The organism is uncultured Treponema sp., from assembly GCF_934725225.1.
Taxonomy (GTDB): Bacteria; Spirochaetota; Spirochaetia; order Treponematales; family Treponemataceae; genus Treponema_D.
The window spans coordinates 279142-294498 of sequence record NZ_CAKVAM010000001.1; the positions used below are offsets into that span (position 1 = coordinate 279142).

Here is a 15357-nt window from a genome sequence, read left to right on the forward strand (position 1 = left end):
TCCCGTGCTGCGACGCGGCAATCCCGATTACGGCTCGTGAGCCGGTGAAAATATGAAGCGAAGCGGAATATTTTCACAGACAACCACCCGCTATGCGGGTGCGCGGCAGAAGCTTACAGCAAAAAAGCTTTCCCCGAAGGTGTACAATAAGATTGTTCAAGTCTATTGCAAAACACCAAGGAGGAAAGCAGAATGGCAAATATAAGAGACTCGCTGAGCCATACAAAATGGCTTTGCAAATACCACATAGTATTTACACCAAAATACAGAAGAAAAGCAATATACGGACAGTACAAGGAAAGCATAGGGAAAATACTGCGGCAGCTGTGCAACTACAAAGGCGTGGAAATCATAGAAGGGCATCTGATGAGCGACCATATCCATATGCTAGTGAGCATACCACCCAAGTACAGCGTGTCGCAATTCATGGGATACCTGAAAGGCAAGAGCAGCCTGATGATATTCGACAGGCACGCAAACCTGAAATATAAGTTCGGGAACCGCCATTTCTGGGCAGAAGGATATTACGTAAGCACAGTTGGCTTGAATGAAGCTACAATTGCAAAGTATATCCGCGAACAAGAATCTCATGATATTGCGATGGACAAAGTTAGTGAAAAAGAATACGAAGACCCTTTTAAGGGTAGTAAGTAGTACCAAAGGCTCTTTAAGAGCCTGTGAGTGACAAGCTGCAATAGGCTTGAACGTATGTGAAAGCTTGGGACTTAAGTCTCAGCTTGAGACCCTAGCCTTATAGGCTAAGTGCAAACCACCCGTTTGACGGGTGGTTTGTGATTGGAAATTTTCAGCAGATTTCCGGGTCAAGCCCGAAAATGACAGGAATATATAGCTGGATTTTCGGAGCAGACTCAAAATGACAGTAATAAATAAAAATTGCCGGCTTTAGAGTCGGAGTTGGAGGTTGAATGAATAAGGTAATTTCTAAGGTTCGCGTAACAGAAGTTGACGGGCTTAGCGATGCGCTTGTGCGGCTTTACAAGGCGGATGAGGGCGTTTCTTCAGATGCGTTTTTGAAAGGCGTGATGGCTGAGGTTGAAAAGCTTTCTGTTGCGATTACAACTGCAATCAAGCAGGACAAGGTTTTAAGCAGTCTTGAAGAGGCTGACGGTGTGCGAGATGAGGCTGTAAAAAATCTTTCGACGCTTTTGGACGGATATGAGGTTTTTCCAGTTGCGGCAAAAAAAGAGGCGGCGCAAAAACTCAAGGCTGTTTTTGACAAGTACGGAAAATCAATCACAACGGCAAACTATGTAAGCGAATCTTCGCTCATTGAAAGCCTGCTGGAAGATTTTTCCAAGGAAGAAGAAACGGTTGGCGCGCTCGACGGAATAAAGGAAATCTTGGAGCAAATCCGCTCTGCGCAGGATTCATTTGCAAAGGCAAGCGATGAATACAACGCGGCTTCTGCAGTAAAAACAGAAAGCGCCTCGTCGCTAAAAAAGCCTCTTCTTTCTTTAATAAACGACAAGCTCATTCCGTATATTACAGCAATGCAAATGGCAAACAGCGCAGTGTACGCAGACTTTGCAACAAAAGCGGAAGGCGAAATAAAGCGCGTAAACGAAATTGTCTTGCGCCGTGGAAAATAGGAGAAGATAGAGTTTTTCTAATAAGTTCTAAATGCCATTGCCGTATTTAAGATGGGAATGACATAACGATTCTGTCATTATCGGGCTTGGCCCGATAATCTATTGAAATTTTACAACAGATTGCCGTGCTTGATACGGCAATCTCTAAATAGATTTTTTATAGGAGTAAAAAAATGAAAAAATCAAAGGTTTTTGCCGTGCTTGCGGCAATGTGGCTTGCAGTTTCTGGCTACAGCGAGAAAATTCCAAAAGGATTTGTAAAAATTCCTGCCGTTTCAATTGACGGAACAGAAAAATGGACTCCGCGTTCAGTTACATTCGAAGAAGGACGTAAGTTTGAAATCGCCTCGTTCTACATGTGTGACCATCCTGTAACACGCGGAGAGTACAAGGCTGTCATGTTAGGCCGGGACCCAAGTACTGCCAAGACTCACGAGATGAATGGAAAAAACAACCCTGTAAACAATGTCAGCTTGTATGAGGCGCTTACGTACTGCAACTTACGCTCTCTAAAAGAAAACTTAACTCCTTGCTATTTATTTGACGGAGAGCTAGCTCCAGGGAATGTATATGCGAAAAAGAGAAGAATAGAGATTGTAACGTGTGACTTTTCAGCAAACGGATACCGCCTGCCGACAGAGGCTGAATGGGAATGGGCAGCGCGTGGCGGTGAAAGCTACACCTATGCCGGAAGCAATGACATAAACGAAGTTGCATGGTGTACAAATTCTCTCAAAACAAGAAATGTAAAGACCAAAAAGGCAAACGGTTACGGACTTTACGACATGTGCGGAATCCTTTGGGAATGGTGCTGGGACAGCAAATGGGTATCAAGCGACACGGCAATCTCAGTCAAGGATCGGAATCGTTATTGCTGGCTACACGGCGGTGTTTCGTTCCATGACAGAAATTTTTGTAATCTCTATGACGAAAATTCGATATACCTTTTTGGCGAAGCCCGGTATGCGAGTGTTGCCGACCTTGGCTACGACAACGGTAAACTCTCCATAGGCCGCTGTACCTTCCGCGTTGTTCGCAACGCAAAATAACGTTGACTAGTTCTGTAAGCGAGATTATTTAGCAAGAGTTGTCATTATCGGGCTTAACCCGATAATCCGCTGGCAATGACATAAAAATACTTTATTAAAAAAGTCGGCTAGAGATTCTAACCGGCTTTTTTGTTTTCTTTATTTATTTCAATTTAAAACAAAAAAAACTGCCGAAGCCCACCCGCAACGACAGTGAAAACATCTTTAAAGCAATAAAAATATTGTTCTTATTATATATCAGCTTTTAGTTAAAGTCTATTATTAGTTTAAAAAAGCAGTTTTTTATTCAATATAAATATGCCCTTGAACAGTGCCTTAAAAGGGCTTAAAATGGAGCAATGAAAATCGCAAAGAAATTATTAAAGGCTACGCGGATTTTTTCAGCGTTTATATTGTTTTCTATTTTTGCTTCACAGTGTTTTTCCCAGTCTAATTCTTCAAGCTCAGACATAGATTCAGCAAAGCAGCGTCAGTTTCTTAAGGTTATAGATCAGCTTTATTATTTTATTCAGCAGAATTATGTGGAGGAAGTTGACCCGCAGATTTTGTATGAAGGCGCGTTAAAGGGAATGCTGGGCGCGCTTGACGACCCTTATTCAGTTTATATGGCGCAGTCTGAATGGAGAAGCCTTACCGACACGACTGTTGGAAACTTTGGCGGCGTTGGACTTTCCATAACAAAGCCTCTTGTTTCCACGGAAGAAAAGCCGGCTTATGTTGAAGTTGCCGAGCCTATAGAAAATACTCCGGGCGCAAAAGCTGGAATTCAGTCAGGAGACTTGATTATTGAAGTTGACGGCGTGGACACTTCTACGATTACAATGGATGAAGTTTTGAGTATGCTGCGCGGAACTGTCGGTGAAAGTGTTACTGTAAAAATCCGCAGAAGAAATACTCTTGAATTTGAGCGGACTCTTGTGCGTGCTGTTATCCAAAATCCGTCTGTAAAATACGGAATGATTGAAGGCGAAAAAATCGGCTATTTGCGTCTTACAGAATTTTCTGTGAACACTGCCGCAAAAGTTCAGGAAGCTTTGGATTCATTCAAGGAAGCTTCGTTTAACGGACTTGTTATAGACTTGCGGAACAATGGCGGCGGACTTTTGGACAGCGCGGTGGATATTGCGGATAAATTTATTGATGAAGGCATAATTGTTTCCACAAAAAGCCGTCTTGCTTACGAAAATGCGGTTTATCATGCTGTAAAAAGAAAAACTGTTGTGCGCGGCATTCCGATTGTTGTTCTTATAAACAGGGCGACTGCAAGCGCAAGCGAAATATTAAGCGGAGCTTTAAAAGACACAAAGACTGCGTATCTTGTAGGCGAAAAATCATTTGGCAAAGGAAGCGTTCAAGTTCCGCGCGGACTTGTAAACAACGACGGATTTAAAATCACCGTGGCAAAATATTATTCTCCGAGCGACACAAATATTGACAAGATTGGAATCAAGCCGGATTTGGAAGTTCTTTACCCGGAATTTACAAAAGAAGAGGAAGAGGATTGGCATGCTCTTGAGGAATCGGGCGCAATTGCAGATTACGTTGATTCTCATCAGGATATGACAGAAGCGGAAATTGCTTCCTATGCAAAAACCTTGCAGAAAAAATACAAGCTTGAAGAGCGCATTCTTAGAAAAATGATACGCAACGAGCTTGACAGGACACGTTCTCCGCGCCTTTACGATCTTGACTATGACAGCCAGCTTAAGGCGGCAATCGAAGTTATAAAGGGCGGAAACTTTGCGGAACTTATGGCTTCAACAAAAACTTTAAAAGAACAGCAGGAACAATGAGGCAATTTATTGTAGAAAGTCCGCTTGGCTCTGATGGCTGCATTTGCATCGAAGGAAAAAAATATCATTATCTTAGTTCTGTTTTAAGAGTTAAATGCGGCGACATGATTTATGCAAGGCTTTTGGACAGTTCGCTTCAGCAGATGACTGTTGCAAAAATAGATTCTTGTGAAAAAAAAATAATTCTTCAGGCGGCAGGAAATTTAAATTGCAACGATTCCATCTCGCAAGCAGTTCCTGTTTTGGAAAAGCCCAAGGCGGAAATTTATCTTTTTCAGTTTGAAGCAAAGCCTCCGAAAATGGATTTGATTATAAGGCAGGCTACGGAATGCGGAATCTGCGGAATAATTCCATTGGAAGGTGAATTCTGCCAAAAAGGAAACATTGAGTCCGCGCGGAAAAAGTCCGAATCAAAAGATGAACGCTGGCAAAGAATTATAACGGAAGCAAGACAGCAGAGCGGTTCTCCTGTTGAAACAAAAGTTTTTTCTTCGGTTTCGGTGGAGGCGGCTTGCACATTTTGGAGAAATTTGCAGGCGGAACATAAAACGGCGGTTGTTCTTTATGAGCGCAGCGACGGAACAAAGAGCATTTATAATGCGCTAAAAAATGCCGATGTTATAAAAAAAGAAAATGCGAAAATTGCAGTTGCGGTTGGCGCGGAAGGCGGAATTTCTGTGCAGGAAATCAGCATTATGAAAGAAAGCGGATTTATTCCCGTGCATTTTGATACAAATATATTGAGATGCGAAACTGCTTCTTTGTACGGAATTGCGGCTTTGCAGACTGTTTTAAGTGGAGAATAAAATGGCGGTTCAACGTATAGAACTACTCGGAGTTCCTGTGGACGTTTGTTCTAAGCAGGATTTGGAAGAAAAGATTTTGCAGCTTTTGGAAAAAAAAGGTCCTTCTCAAATTTCATTTATAACAATCTGGGACTTTATGAAAATCCGGCGTAAAAATGAGTATGCGGAAAGCATAAGAAATGCCGACTTGATTCTTCCTATTTCAAAGAGCATTTTGTCCGGGGCAAAGTTTCTTAACAAGACAGTTCCTTTCAGGCATAATCCATTTGACGCGTTTATAAGCATTCTTTCTATTCTTGAAAGCCGCTACAAGTCGTTTTATATTTTCGGCGGAAGGAAAAAAGCTCTTGCCGCTGCGGAAAAAAATATGCGTTCTACTTTCCGCGGACTTCAGATTGTGGGAAGGTGCGTTGGCTATTATCAGAAGCAGGACGAGGAAAATATTATTCAGGCGATTTCAAAAGCGTCTCCGTCTTTGGTTCTTGTGAGCGAAGGAATTAAAAAGAAAGATTTTTGGAGCTATTCAAATAAAGAAAGATTTTCCTCTGGAATTTTTTTATATTACCGGGACGCAGTTGGAATTTTGAGCAAAAGAATCAAGCGCGTAAATCCAAAAACTTTTGAAAAAGGACACGAAATTTGGGGCGAAATTATCAGAAATCCGCTTAGAATTTTTTTGATTTTTCCATTCTTGTGGTATATAATTCTTCTTGTCTGGACAAAACTTTTTAAAAAGGATTAGAGGCTTTTGCCAAGGGAGAGAATTTTAATAGTTTCAAGTAGAAAAGAATTTATTTCTTTTTGTAAAGTTGTTTTTGACCGGGACTTTGATTTCTTTTGCGTGCAAACAGGAGAAATTTCTTTTATCCGCCCGGAATTTTTTTTAGTTCTGGCAGTTTTAATAGACGGCTCTTGCTTTTCTTCCAATGAATCTTCCTACATTTCTAAATTTTTTAAGAACACGCTTGAGCGTCCTGTTTTTGTTTGCTTTAAAGAATCCGACTGCCTGAAATATGTTTCTGCGCTTGTAAAACTGAAAGGCAAAGTTTCTTCGTCCGGCAAAGATTTGTTTTGCGCCGAAAAACCTCCCGAATGTATTTGCGCGGAAAATAATTTGTGCCTTGGATTTAAAGCGCAGATTGAAATTGCCTGCAAGAGCGATTCCACAGTTTTGCTGCTCGGCGAAAGCGGTTCTGGAAAAAATCACACTGCCCGTTTTATCCATGAAAATTCAATAAGAAAAAACAATAAATTCACTTCTTTTAATCTTGCTGAAATAAACCCGAATTTAATTGAAAGTTCGCTTTTTGGTTCTATAAAAGGCTCTTTTACTGGAGCGGAAGAAAATTCTGGAATTTTTGAAGAGGCTTCTAACGGAACTCTTTTCATTGACGAAATTTGCGAACTTAGCCTTGAAAGCCAAGGAAAATTTCTTGGAGTTTTGGATTCAAGGGAATTCAGCAAAGTAGGAAGCAGCAAAAAAATTAGTCTTGATGCGCGTCTTATTTTTGCAACTGATTCAAAAATTTCAGAGCTTGTGGAAAAAAATCTTTTTAAAAAGCAGCTTTTTTACAGAATCAGCGTTCTGGTTATAAATGTTCCGCCGCTAAGAGAACGCAAAGACGAGCTTGTAAAAATTGCGGAGGACTGCGCTTCTGTGTTTGGAAAGAAACTTTCTGCCTGCGCAATTAAAAAGCTTCTGGATTTTTCTTGGCCGGGAAATATCAGGCAGCTGAAAAACTGCATTGAGCGTTCTTGTGTCAGCGCAAAAAAAGAAATTCTCTTTGCTGATGATATTATCTTTTTTTAGAAAGTCCTGCCGCTTTGTCGAATATTTTTTCTATATATTGCGCTTCGCCTTCGCTTAATGCTGAGCGGGACAAAATATCGCGCCAGAAAATTTCCATGTCTTTGCGGCCTGTAACAGAAAAAAATCCGATTTTCTGAAGATTGTCTGCGATTGTTGTTACAGTTTTTTTCAGTCTTTTTGAATCTATTGGCGTGTAGCCGATTTTGTTTTTTTCATTGTAGCGGAACAAAATGTAGCACATAATCTGCACGGCATGGCTTAAATTCAGCGAGCCGAATTCTTCGCTTGAAGGAATTGTAACGCCCATTTCGCATTCAAGGATTTCGGTGTCGTCAAGTCCGGTTCTTTCGTTGCCAAACACAACTGCGACTTTTCCGCCTTTATTTTCTGTTCCTGAAATTCTATTGGCTACTTTTGCAAATTCTTCCGGCAAAAGAAGCTTGCCTTTGCGCTTTTTTCCTCTCCGGCGGGTTGTTCCGCATGAGCAGACACAGTCGGAGCAGGCTTCGGTTATTGAAGAAAAATATTCGGCATTGTCAAAAATATATGACGCATGAATTGCAAGAACGTGGACTTTTTCCAAGTCGATTTCTTCTTTTTTTCCTACAATCCGCAGTTTATGGATTCCGTTGTTTGCCATTGCCCTGCAAGCAGCTCCAATGTTCCTAGGTTCTTCCGGGCGCGATAAAACTATAACGATATTGTCTAAATTCATAAAATCAAGTGGCTAGCCTAAAAAAACATTTCCGTTCTGGTCTATTACGATAATCGCTTTGCAGTCGGAGCATCTGAAACGTCCGCTTTTTACGGCTTTTAGTTTTTTGGAGCAAACTGGGCATTCAAAGATTTTCGGGAATGTGGAATCATTGCCGTCCTTTTCTTTTTTCAAATAATCTTCTGCTTCTTCTACGGATTCTTTCATATTGAAAACCTGGCTGAATCCCAAGAGCTGGAAAACTTCAAAGACTTTTGGCTGAACTCCTGTAAAAACAATTTCGCCGCCGTTTGATTTTGCATTTTTTTCAATTGAAGTGAGCGAGCCGATTCCAGTCGAAGAAACGTAAGTCAGATTCTGGCAGTTAAAAACAATGTTCTTAAATCCGGCTGAAATAATTTTTGCCGTTTGCTTTTGAAAATAATCTGAATTGTATGTATCGATGTATCCGCTAAGCGTTACAAGGATAGAATTTGAGGTTCCTTCAATTTTGCTAAGGAAAATTTCAAGGCTTCCGTCTTTTTCGTCATTAAAGCCTGGCACCAAGTCGTTGTTATCCATGTTATGCGCTCCAGAAAACATATTTTTAGAGATACTCAAATACTATATCGAATTTCGCTAGCTGTCAAATTGCGCCGCGGATTTTGCCTTAATTGTAAAGTTCACGTCTTTTTGATATAATTGAATTCTATTTTTAGGCTTGATTTTGAATCAGTATGAAAGCAGCTAAAAATGGAGAGGAGGCTATTTTAATGATAAGAATTCAGAAAGCTGACGAAGTTGAAGAAGAGTTTTTTTGCACTCGCAATTTTGGAGAATCCATAGAGTCAGTCCGCGATATTTTAAGAAATGTAAAGCTAAGAAAAGACGAAGCCTTGCGCGAATACAGCAAAAAATTCGATTTGGCTTCTCCGCATAATTTAAAAATTCCAGAGGAAACTTTAAAAGCCGCCGCGGAAAAAATGCAGTCCGAAAATCCTAAGCTTTATGATTCTCTTTGCTATTCTAGGGATTTGGCTGTGCGTTTTGCAAAGAAACAAAGAGAATCTTTTGACGACTTTGAAATTGAGCTTGAGCCGGGAATTTTTACAGGCCAGAAAAATATTCCTGTTGAAAAAGCCGGACTTTATGTTCCTGCAGGAAGATTTCCGCTTGTTTCAACTGTTGTAATGACAAGTTCTCCTGCAATTGCTGCTGGTGTAAACGAAATTATTCTTTGCACTCCTCCGCGGAAAAATCCGGATGGAAGCGGCGAATCTTATGCTGATGAAAACATAATGGCGGCGGCTTATATTTGCGGAATAAAAAAAGTGTTTGCTTGCGGCGGTTCTCAGGCGATTGCGGCGATGGCTTTTGGCACGGAATCAATTCCTGCCGTAGATGTTATTGTCGGTCCGGGAAATAAATATGTTGCGGAAGCAAAAAGGCTTGTTTACGGAACTGTTGGAATCGACATGATTGCAGGCCCTACAGAAGTTTTTATAATTGCCGACAAAACTGCGAATCCTGTTTGGGTTGCGGCGGATCTTTTGGCGCAGGCGGAACATGATGTTGTGGCTCAGCCTGTAATGGCAACAGACAGTCTGGAGCTTGCTGAAAAAGTTTCCAAGGAAATTGAAAAGCAGCTTGAATCTTTGCCTACAAAAGCGACTGCGGAACAAAGCATAAATACTTTTGGGCGAATAATCGTTACTGAAAATCTTGAGCAGGCTGCGGAACTTGCAAACAAAAAAGCCCCGGAGCATTTGGAACTTGCGCTTGATTCTAGCCTTGAGCGTGAAAAGATTCAGTCGCTGGTTCATAATTACGGCTCGCTTTTTATTGGACACGGTGCTGCGGAAGTTTTCGGGGATTACGCCGCGGGCTTGAACCACACATTGCCGACTTCTGGAAGCGCAAGATTTACAGGCGGATTAAGCGTCCGTTCATTTATAAAAACTGTTACAACTTTGCGCACAGACAATACAAAATCCGGCGCAAAAAAATCCGCGGAATCTGCCGGATACTTGGGAGATGCGGAAGGACTTGCGGCTCATGCAAAGGCGGCAAGATTAAGACTTGAATAAAATTTTAAGGCTGGAAAAAATGCGAATATGTAAACTTGGCGAAGATGTCTTAAGACAAAAATGTGTTCCTGTTGAACTCAATGAAATAAACGACGAGCTTCGAGCCACTTTAAATGAAATGTTTGAAACAATGATTAGCGCGGATGGCGTTGGTCTTGCCGCTCCTCAAGTTGGAATTTCAAAAAGATTTTTTGTAGTTATTTCAGATGACAATGTGCGCCGTGTTTTTATCAATCCTGAAATCATAAAAACTTCCGCGGAAAATTCTGAATATGAAGAAGGCTGTCTTTCTCTTCCTGGCGTGTCTGAAAAGATTGTCCGCCCTGTAAAGATTTCTGTCAGCGCAATTGATGAAAATGGAAAACGCTTTGTTCTAGATGATGCTGACGGACTTCTTGCGAGAATTATTCAGCATGAAAATGACCATCTGGACGGAATTCTTTACATTGACAGAGGCGACGAGGAATTTAAAAACAAAACCGTAGAGCTTTTTAAGAAAAAGGCGGAGCGCGCTCAGAAAAAGCTTGCGGAAAAAGAAGCAAAAAAACGCAGCCTTGAAGCAAAACTTGCGGCTAAAAATGCAAAGAAAGGAAAATAAATGCTGAAAGTTTTGTTTGGCGGAAGTCCGGCTTGTGCGGCAAAAGCACTGGAGCTTATTTTAAAAGACAGCGCAATGTCAAATTCAGTGCCGGAAGAAGAATATAAAATTGTCGGAGTTCTTACAAATCCTCCGTCTGCGCAAGGCAGGCACAAGGAGCTTATTCCGACAGAAGTTGAGCAGTACGCGCTTATCTGGAACCGGGCAAGAAATGACAATGTCGCGGTTTTTTCTCCAGAACATATAAAGCAGCTTGAACGCGAGCAAATCGCAAGCCTTGAGCCTGATATTTTTGTCTGCTTTGCCTATGGACATATTCTTGGTCCTAAGTTTTTTTCTTTGTTTAAATTCGGCGGAATAAATCTTCATCCGTCATTGCTACCAAAATATCGGGGTGCAACTCCTGTAAATGCCGCGATTCTAAACTGCGATGACGAAACAGGCTTTTCAATTCAGAAGATGGCTTTGGGCATGGATGAAGGCGACATTCTGTATCAGCAGAAAGAACGCTTGACCGGAACAGAAACAGCCGAGCAGGTTTTAAAGAACAGCGCGCTTTACGGCGGAATGAATATAACTCAAATTTTGCGCAAAATTGCAAAAACTGGAAAGCTCCCGGATTCGTTTCCGCAGGAAGGAAAAGCTTCTTATTGCTCAATAATAAAAAAGGAAGACGGAAAAATAAACTGGAACAACAGCGCGGAAAAAATCGATGCGCAGATAAGAGCCTATACGCCTTGGCCGGGCTGCTTTACAACTTCTGGAAATCTTCAGCTTAGAATTTTAAAGGCGCGGGCGGCAAGCAAAGTTGCGGCTCAAGATCCTTCAGTTGTAAAGAACACTTCGGCAGTTCCGGGAACAGTTCTTGAGTACAACAAGCAGCGCGGAATTCTTATTCAGACAGGAAGCGGAGTTTTGATTGCTACAGAGCTTCAGTGGCAGGCAAAAAAAGCCATGGACTATAAATCTTTTATGAACGGAGCCAGAAATTTTATAGGCACTGTTTTGGAGTAAATGATGAAGAAAAATAAATTCAAGGACATTCTTCAAAAGGCAAGAGTTCAATTTAACGGCCGGCTTGACGATTTAAGGGACGGCGGAAAAACTGTTGTAATAACAATTCTTCTTGCTTTTGTTATAATGGCGGCTTCCTGCCTTGCTGTTTTTTTTATGGCGGTTCAGGGCGCGGAAAAAGTTCTTGTGCCGGATGTTACAGGAAAAAGCCTTACAGACGCGCTTTTGGAACTTCAGGCGAAAGAGCTTTACCCAAAAATTCTTCTTAAATATTCAGAGCTTCCGGGCGACAAAGGAACTATTCTGGAGCAGAATCCAGTTTCCGGGGCGATTGTAAAAGCCTACCGCAGAGTGAATTTGACTGTGAGCCGCGGAATTCCAATTGATTATATAGAAGATTATTCTGGAAAAAATGTTGACGAAGTTTTGAATACTTTGGAGCTTTTGTTCAGCGGAGACGATTCTCTTGTGCAGCTTCCGCCTCCAGTTTACCAAAAAAGCGAGCTTCCAGCCGGAACAATTCTTGCGCAATATCCAGAAGCCGGAACTCCAGTTTCAGAAAAAATCAAGCTTCAGTTTGTTGTAAGCAGCGGAACAGAAATTCCAAAAACAGAAGTTCCCAACATTGAAGGACTTTCTATAAAGCAGCTTCTTTCAAAACTTGGCGAATATAAAGTTGTTTTTGACTTTGAAGTTGAAGAAGATTCAAAAAGCCCTGCGGACGGAATTATTTCTGATGAAGAAAAGCCTTCAAGTCAGGTTGAACTTTTTTCAAGGGTAAAAGCCACGTTGAAAGTTTTGCCAGCATCTGAAAAAGCAAAAAACGCGCAGGGCATTTTTTCCGCGGAGCTTCCAGAGTATCCATATCCTGTTCCTGTAAAACTTGATTCCCAGGATCAGAACGGAAAGCTTGTTACTCTTGCTGAATTCTGTCATCCGGGAAAACATTTTACAGTTCCTTATGATGTAAAGAAAAACACAACGCTGATTTTGTATGTTCTTGATGAAGAATACGCGAAGGTTGTTGTGGAATAAAATTTTTTTGCGTTTCTGTGTCTTTGTTTTTTTCACAAAAATTCGGTCAAAACTCTCTGAGGTTTCACTCAAAAGTCAGTGAGTTTTCGTTTAAAAGTTACTGACTTTTCACCCAAAAGTTACTGAGTTTTGACCAAAACCTCACTGACTTTTGACTTGTTTCCTAAAAAAATATGAAATTTCTGTAAAAAAAAAGCGCGCCGCCAAAAATTATCTTTAACTTTTGGGACGCACTTTTTTATGCTTGCAGCTTTTTTTTCAGCCTTATTTCTTTGGAGGACGCGCGATTACTTTTGCAATGTTCGGGCGTTTTACAAGATCGCCTTTAAGTCCTTCCTCACGCGCTTTGTTTACATAGTCCGGCGACTGGAAGCTGTAAGTGAAGTTTGTGTGAACGTCATAAGTTCCTTGCATAAGGGCGAATGCGTCTTCTGTCATAACAAGCTCTTCGTCTGTTGGAATTACAAAAATCTTTGTCTTGCTGTCATCTGCGGAAATGCAAGTTTCGGCGTTTCCTGTGAATGACCATTCATTTTTCTGTGCGTCGATTTTGATTCCGTAGTTTTCAAGTCCGCTCAAGGATTTTCCGCGTGTGATAGGTCCGCGCTCTCCAACTCCGGCGGTAAATACTATTGCGTCAACGTGTCCAAGCTCAGCCATGTATGCGCCTACGTATTTTTTTATGCGCAAAGCTTCCATTTCGATGCAAAGCTGGCAGAGTTTGTCTCCGTTTGCTGCGGCGATTTCAATGTCGCGGCGGTCTGAATATTTTTCTGTGATTCCAAGACAGCCTGATTTTTTGTTCAGGGCTTTGTCCATTTCGTCTGCGGACATTCCTGTTTTGCGCATGATGTAGAATGGAAGAGCCGGGTCAACGTCTCCGCTTCTTGTTCCCATTACAAGACCTTCAAGCGGTGTGATTCCCATTGAAGTGTCGTAGCACTGTCCGTTTTTTACGGCGCACATAGAAGAACCGTTTCCAATGTGGCAGATTATAAGGTTTGTGTCCTTTGGCTCTTTTCCGAGAAGAACTGAGGCTCTTTTTGCAGTGTAAAGGAAAGATGTTCCGTGGAAACCGTAGCGGCGCGCGGCATACTTTGTGTACCATTCGCGTGGAACTGCATACATGAAAGTTTCTTCTGGCATTGTCTGATGCCATGCTGTGTCCATTACAGCGCAATGCGGAACATTCGGCATTACTTTTTGCGCGGCTTCAATTCCCATTATGTTTGCCGGCATGTGCAAAGGTCCAAGGTCAACAACTGAACGGAATGTTTCAAGAACTTCTGGAGTTATAAGAACAGACTTTGTGAATTTGTCTCCGCCGTGAAGCACTCTGTGTCCTACAGCTTTTATTACAGACATATCAGGGATAACGCCGATTTCCTTGTCTGTGATTGTATTCAAAATAAGCTCGATTGCTTCCTTGTGCGTAGGGCAGGCGCTTTTGATTTCTGTCTTGTTTCCTTTTGCCTTGTGTGTGATACATGAGCCTTCGATTCCAATGCGCTCAACTACACCGTTTGCCAGAACTTCCTTGTTGTCCCAGTCATAAACTTGGTACTTTGCGGAAGAAGATCCGCAGTTCAATGTAAGAATTACCATAGCCATAAAATGCCTCTAAATAAAAATAATACCGAATCATTATATTAATATAGAAAAAAAAATTCAACTTTGAAAAACTTACGCGCAATAGCATTTGGTTTGGCTTTGCGTTATAATTTTGAACGTTTAGAGTTTTACGGGAGGAAAAATGAATTTGTTTGGAAAAAAAGAAAAGACTCCGGCGCAGACTGTTATAGAAGATGTCTGCAAAGTAAAAAAAGGCGAAAAAGTTTTAGTAATTGCGAATCCTGAAACAAGCGTTATTGCGCAGAATCTGTTTACCGCTGCCCTTGCTTCTGGCGCAAAACCGACGCTTATTTATCAGACTAAAAAAACTTCCGCGGATTTTGCAGAAGAAACTGTTGTGGGCGCAATAAAGTCTGAGCCGGATGTAATTTTTTCAATTTCGGAAATAAAGCTTGGAAAAGATGAAAAGGCGATTGCTTCTCCTTATAAAGCCGCGGACGGAAAACTTTACGACAACACTTTTGACTGGCTGCTTTCTGAAAAAAAATCAATCCGCGCGGTATGGACTCCGGGGCTTACAGAAGATATGTTCAACAGAACTGTGAACATTGACTACAAGCTGCTTGGCGAACGCTGCAAAAAACTTTGCGAAAAATACGAAAATGCAGTTTCTGTTCATGTTACATCTCCTGGCGGAACGGACATTGTTGTTGGACTAAAAGGACGAAAAGGCATGGTTGATGACGGAGATTTCAGCAAGCCTGGAAGCGGCGGAAACATTCCTGCTGGCGAAACTTTTATAAGTCCTGTTGTCGGAACTTGCGAGGGAACTATTATCTTTGACGGAAGCATGACATTCAGCGACGGAGATTCAATTTTAAAGACTCCGATTTGCGTCAAAGTTGAAAAGGGCTTTGTTTCAGAAGTTGCTGGCGGAGAAGAGGCGAAACGGCTTTTAAAGGATATTCAGCAGGCAGAAAAAGACGCAGTTTCCATGGAAAATTTAGGAAAGCTTCCGAAAGGTCAAGGCGAAATTTATGCGAAAAACGCAAGAAACATCGGGGAGCTTGGAATTGGCTTGAATCCTGCTGCTGGAATTACCGGAAATATGCTTGAAGACGAAAAGGCTTTTAGAACCTGCCACTTTGCAATCGGGGAAAATTATGATGGAGATGCTCCTTCTTTGATTCACTTTGACGGAGTTGTAAAAGAACCTACTATTATAATCAAGTATGAGGACGAAACAGAATTTGCAGTCCTCAAAAATGGAGAACTGCAAATTTAAGTCT

The 15357-nt window shown here is 41.5% G+C and carries 15 protein-coding genes; 12 read left to right on the forward strand and 3 right to left on the reverse strand.

Annotated elements, in window-relative coordinates:
• Positions 1–192: 192 nt before the first annotated feature.
• The 7 genes from tnpA to Q0H92_RS01445 all read left to right on the forward strand — a co-directional run bounded on the left by tnpA (position 193) and on the right by Q0H92_RS01445 (position 7068).
• Positions 193–654: an IS200/IS605 family transposase gene (tnpA, locus tag Q0H92_RS01415; protein WP_296010843.1), complete on the forward strand. Its 462-nt coding sequence runs from the start codon at positions 193–195 to the stop codon at positions 652–654.
• Positions 655–926: 272 nt separating this feature from the next.
• Positions 927–1610 carry a DUF6261 family protein gene (locus tag Q0H92_RS01420; RefSeq protein WP_296010846.1) on the forward strand — a complete coding sequence of 228 codons (684 nt, stop codon included), beginning with the start codon at positions 927–929 and terminating at the stop codon, positions 1608–1610.
• Between the two features lie 173 nt (positions 1611–1783).
• Positions 1784–2659 carry an SUMF1/EgtB/PvdO family nonheme iron enzyme gene (locus Q0H92_RS01425; protein WP_295799521.1) on the forward strand — a complete coding sequence of 292 codons (876 nt, stop codon included), beginning with the start codon at positions 1784–1786 and terminating at the stop codon, positions 2657–2659.
• A 338-nt stretch (positions 2660–2997) separates the two neighbouring features.
• Positions 2998–4452: a S41 family peptidase gene (locus tag Q0H92_RS01430; protein WP_296010850.1), complete on the forward strand. Its 1455-nt coding sequence runs from the start codon at positions 2998–3000 to the stop codon at positions 4450–4452.
• Positions 4449–5258, forward strand: a complete 810-nt coding sequence (locus Q0H92_RS01435) for an RsmE family RNA methyltransferase (RefSeq protein ID WP_296010852.1) — start codon at positions 4449–4451, stop codon at positions 5256–5258. The genes Q0H92_RS01430 and Q0H92_RS01435 overlap by 4 nt, the downstream gene beginning before the upstream one ends.
• A gap of 1 nt (position 5259) precedes the next feature.
• Complete coding sequence (locus Q0H92_RS01440) at positions 5260–6000, forward strand: WecB/TagA/CpsF family glycosyltransferase (protein WP_296010854.1); 741 nt, start codon at positions 5260–5262, stop codon at positions 5998–6000.
• Between the two features lie 99 nt (positions 6001–6099).
• A complete protein-coding gene (locus tag Q0H92_RS01445) occupies positions 6100–7068 on the forward strand; it encodes a sigma 54-interacting transcriptional regulator (RefSeq protein WP_296010857.1) in 969 nt (322 codons plus the stop codon).
• Here Q0H92_RS01445 and Q0H92_RS01450 read toward each other — a convergent pair.
• Complete coding sequence (locus tag Q0H92_RS01450) at positions 7055–7783, reverse strand: RNA methyltransferase (protein ID WP_296010860.1); 729 nt, start codon at positions 7781–7783, stop codon at positions 7055–7057. The genes Q0H92_RS01445 and Q0H92_RS01450 overlap by 14 nt on opposite strands.
• Before the next feature lie 12 nt (positions 7784–7795).
• The gene (locus Q0H92_RS01455) at positions 7796–8344 is read right to left on the reverse strand and encodes an STAS domain-containing protein (RefSeq protein ID WP_296010862.1); all 549 of its coding nucleotides are present in this window, start codon (positions 8342–8344) and stop codon (positions 7796–7798) included.
• A 191-nt stretch (positions 8345–8535) separates the two neighbouring features.
• On the opposite strand from Q0H92_RS01455, the gene hisD reads away from it, so the two are divergent.
• Genes hisD through Q0H92_RS01475 form a run of 4 tightly spaced genes read left to right on the forward strand, consistent with a single transcriptional unit; the run spans position 8536 to position 12496 of the window.
• Positions 8536–9849: a histidinol dehydrogenase gene (gene hisD / locus Q0H92_RS01460; protein ID WP_296010865.1), complete on the forward strand. Its 1314-nt coding sequence runs from the start codon at positions 8536–8538 to the stop codon at positions 9847–9849.
• Positions 9850–9868: 19 nt separating this feature from the next.
• Positions 9869–10447, forward strand: coding sequence for a peptide deformylase (gene def, locus Q0H92_RS01465; RefSeq protein WP_296010867.1), 579 nt, complete (start codon positions 9869–9871; stop codon positions 10445–10447).
• On the forward strand, positions 10448–11461 hold the full coding sequence (gene fmt, locus Q0H92_RS01470) for a methionyl-tRNA formyltransferase (RefSeq protein ID WP_296010870.1): 1014 nt from the start codon (positions 10448–10450) through the stop codon (positions 11459–11461).
• A gap of 3 nt (positions 11462–11464) precedes the next feature.
• Positions 11465–12496: a PASTA domain-containing protein gene (locus Q0H92_RS01475; RefSeq protein WP_296010873.1), complete on the forward strand. Its 1032-nt coding sequence runs from the start codon at positions 11465–11467 to the stop codon at positions 12494–12496.
• A gap of 264 nt (positions 12497–12760) precedes the next feature.
• Here the strand turns inward: Q0H92_RS01475 and Q0H92_RS01480 are convergent, their stop codons facing one another.
• Complete coding sequence (locus tag Q0H92_RS01480) at positions 12761–14101, reverse strand: acetate kinase (RefSeq protein ID WP_296011689.1); 1341 nt, start codon at positions 14099–14101, stop codon at positions 12761–12763.
• A 148-nt stretch (positions 14102–14249) separates the two neighbouring features.
• Here Q0H92_RS01480 and Q0H92_RS01485 point away from each other — a divergent pair, with 148 nt between their 5' ends.
• Entirely contained in the window at positions 14250–15353 is a 1104-nt protein-coding gene (locus tag Q0H92_RS01485; RefSeq protein ID WP_296010875.1) for a peptidase M17, read from the forward strand.
• Positions 15354–15357 lie beyond the last annotated feature (4 nt).

Bases quoted from the DNA above. Each gene is read 5' to 3' on its own strand.
- Q0H92_RS01420 (WP_296010846.1), top strand. From the start codon at position 927: ATGAATAAGGTAATTTCTAAGGTTCGCGTAACAGAAGTTGACGGGCTT.
- def (WP_296010867.1), top strand. From the start codon at position 9,869: ATGCGAATATGTAAACTTGGCGAAGATGTCTTAAGACAAAAATGTGTT.
- Q0H92_RS01430 (WP_296010850.1), top strand. From the start codon at position 2,998: ATGAAAATCGCAAAGAAATTATTAAAGGCTACGCGGATTTTTTCAGCG.
- tnpA (WP_296010843.1), top strand. From the start codon at position 193: ATGGCAAATATAAGAGACTCGCTGAGCCATACAAAATGGCTTTGCAAA.
- Q0H92_RS01440 (WP_296010854.1), top strand. From the start codon at position 5,260: ATGGCGGTTCAACGTATAGAACTACTCGGAGTTCCTGTGGACGTTTGT.
- hisD (WP_296010865.1), top strand. From the start codon at position 8,536: ATGATAAGAATTCAGAAAGCTGACGAAGTTGAAGAAGAGTTTTTTTGC.
- Q0H92_RS01450 (WP_296010860.1), bottom strand. From the start codon at position 7,783: ATGAATTTAGACAATATCGTTATAGTTTTATCGCGCCCGGAAGAACCT.
- fmt (WP_296010870.1), top strand. From the start codon at position 10,448: ATGCTGAAAGTTTTGTTTGGCGGAAGTCCGGCTTGTGCGGCAAAAGCA.
- Q0H92_RS01435 (WP_296010852.1), top strand. From the start codon at position 4,449: ATGAGGCAATTTATTGTAGAAAGTCCGCTTGGCTCTGATGGCTGCATT.
- Q0H92_RS01480 (WP_296011689.1), bottom strand. From the start codon at position 14,101: ATGGTAATTCTTACATTGAACTGCGGATCTTCTTCCGCAAAGTACCAA.
- Q0H92_RS01475 (WP_296010873.1), top strand. From the start codon at position 11,465: ATGAAGAAAAATAAATTCAAGGACATTCTTCAAAAGGCAAGAGTTCAA.
- Q0H92_RS01455 (WP_296010862.1), bottom strand. From the start codon at position 8,344: ATGGATAACAACGACTTGGTGCCAGGCTTTAATGACGAAAAAGACGGA.
- Q0H92_RS01425 (WP_295799521.1), top strand. From the start codon at position 1,784: ATGAAAAAATCAAAGGTTTTTGCCGTGCTTGCGGCAATGTGGCTTGCA.
- Q0H92_RS01485 (WP_296010875.1), top strand. From the start codon at position 14,250: ATGAATTTGTTTGGAAAAAAAGAAAAGACTCCGGCGCAGACTGTTATA.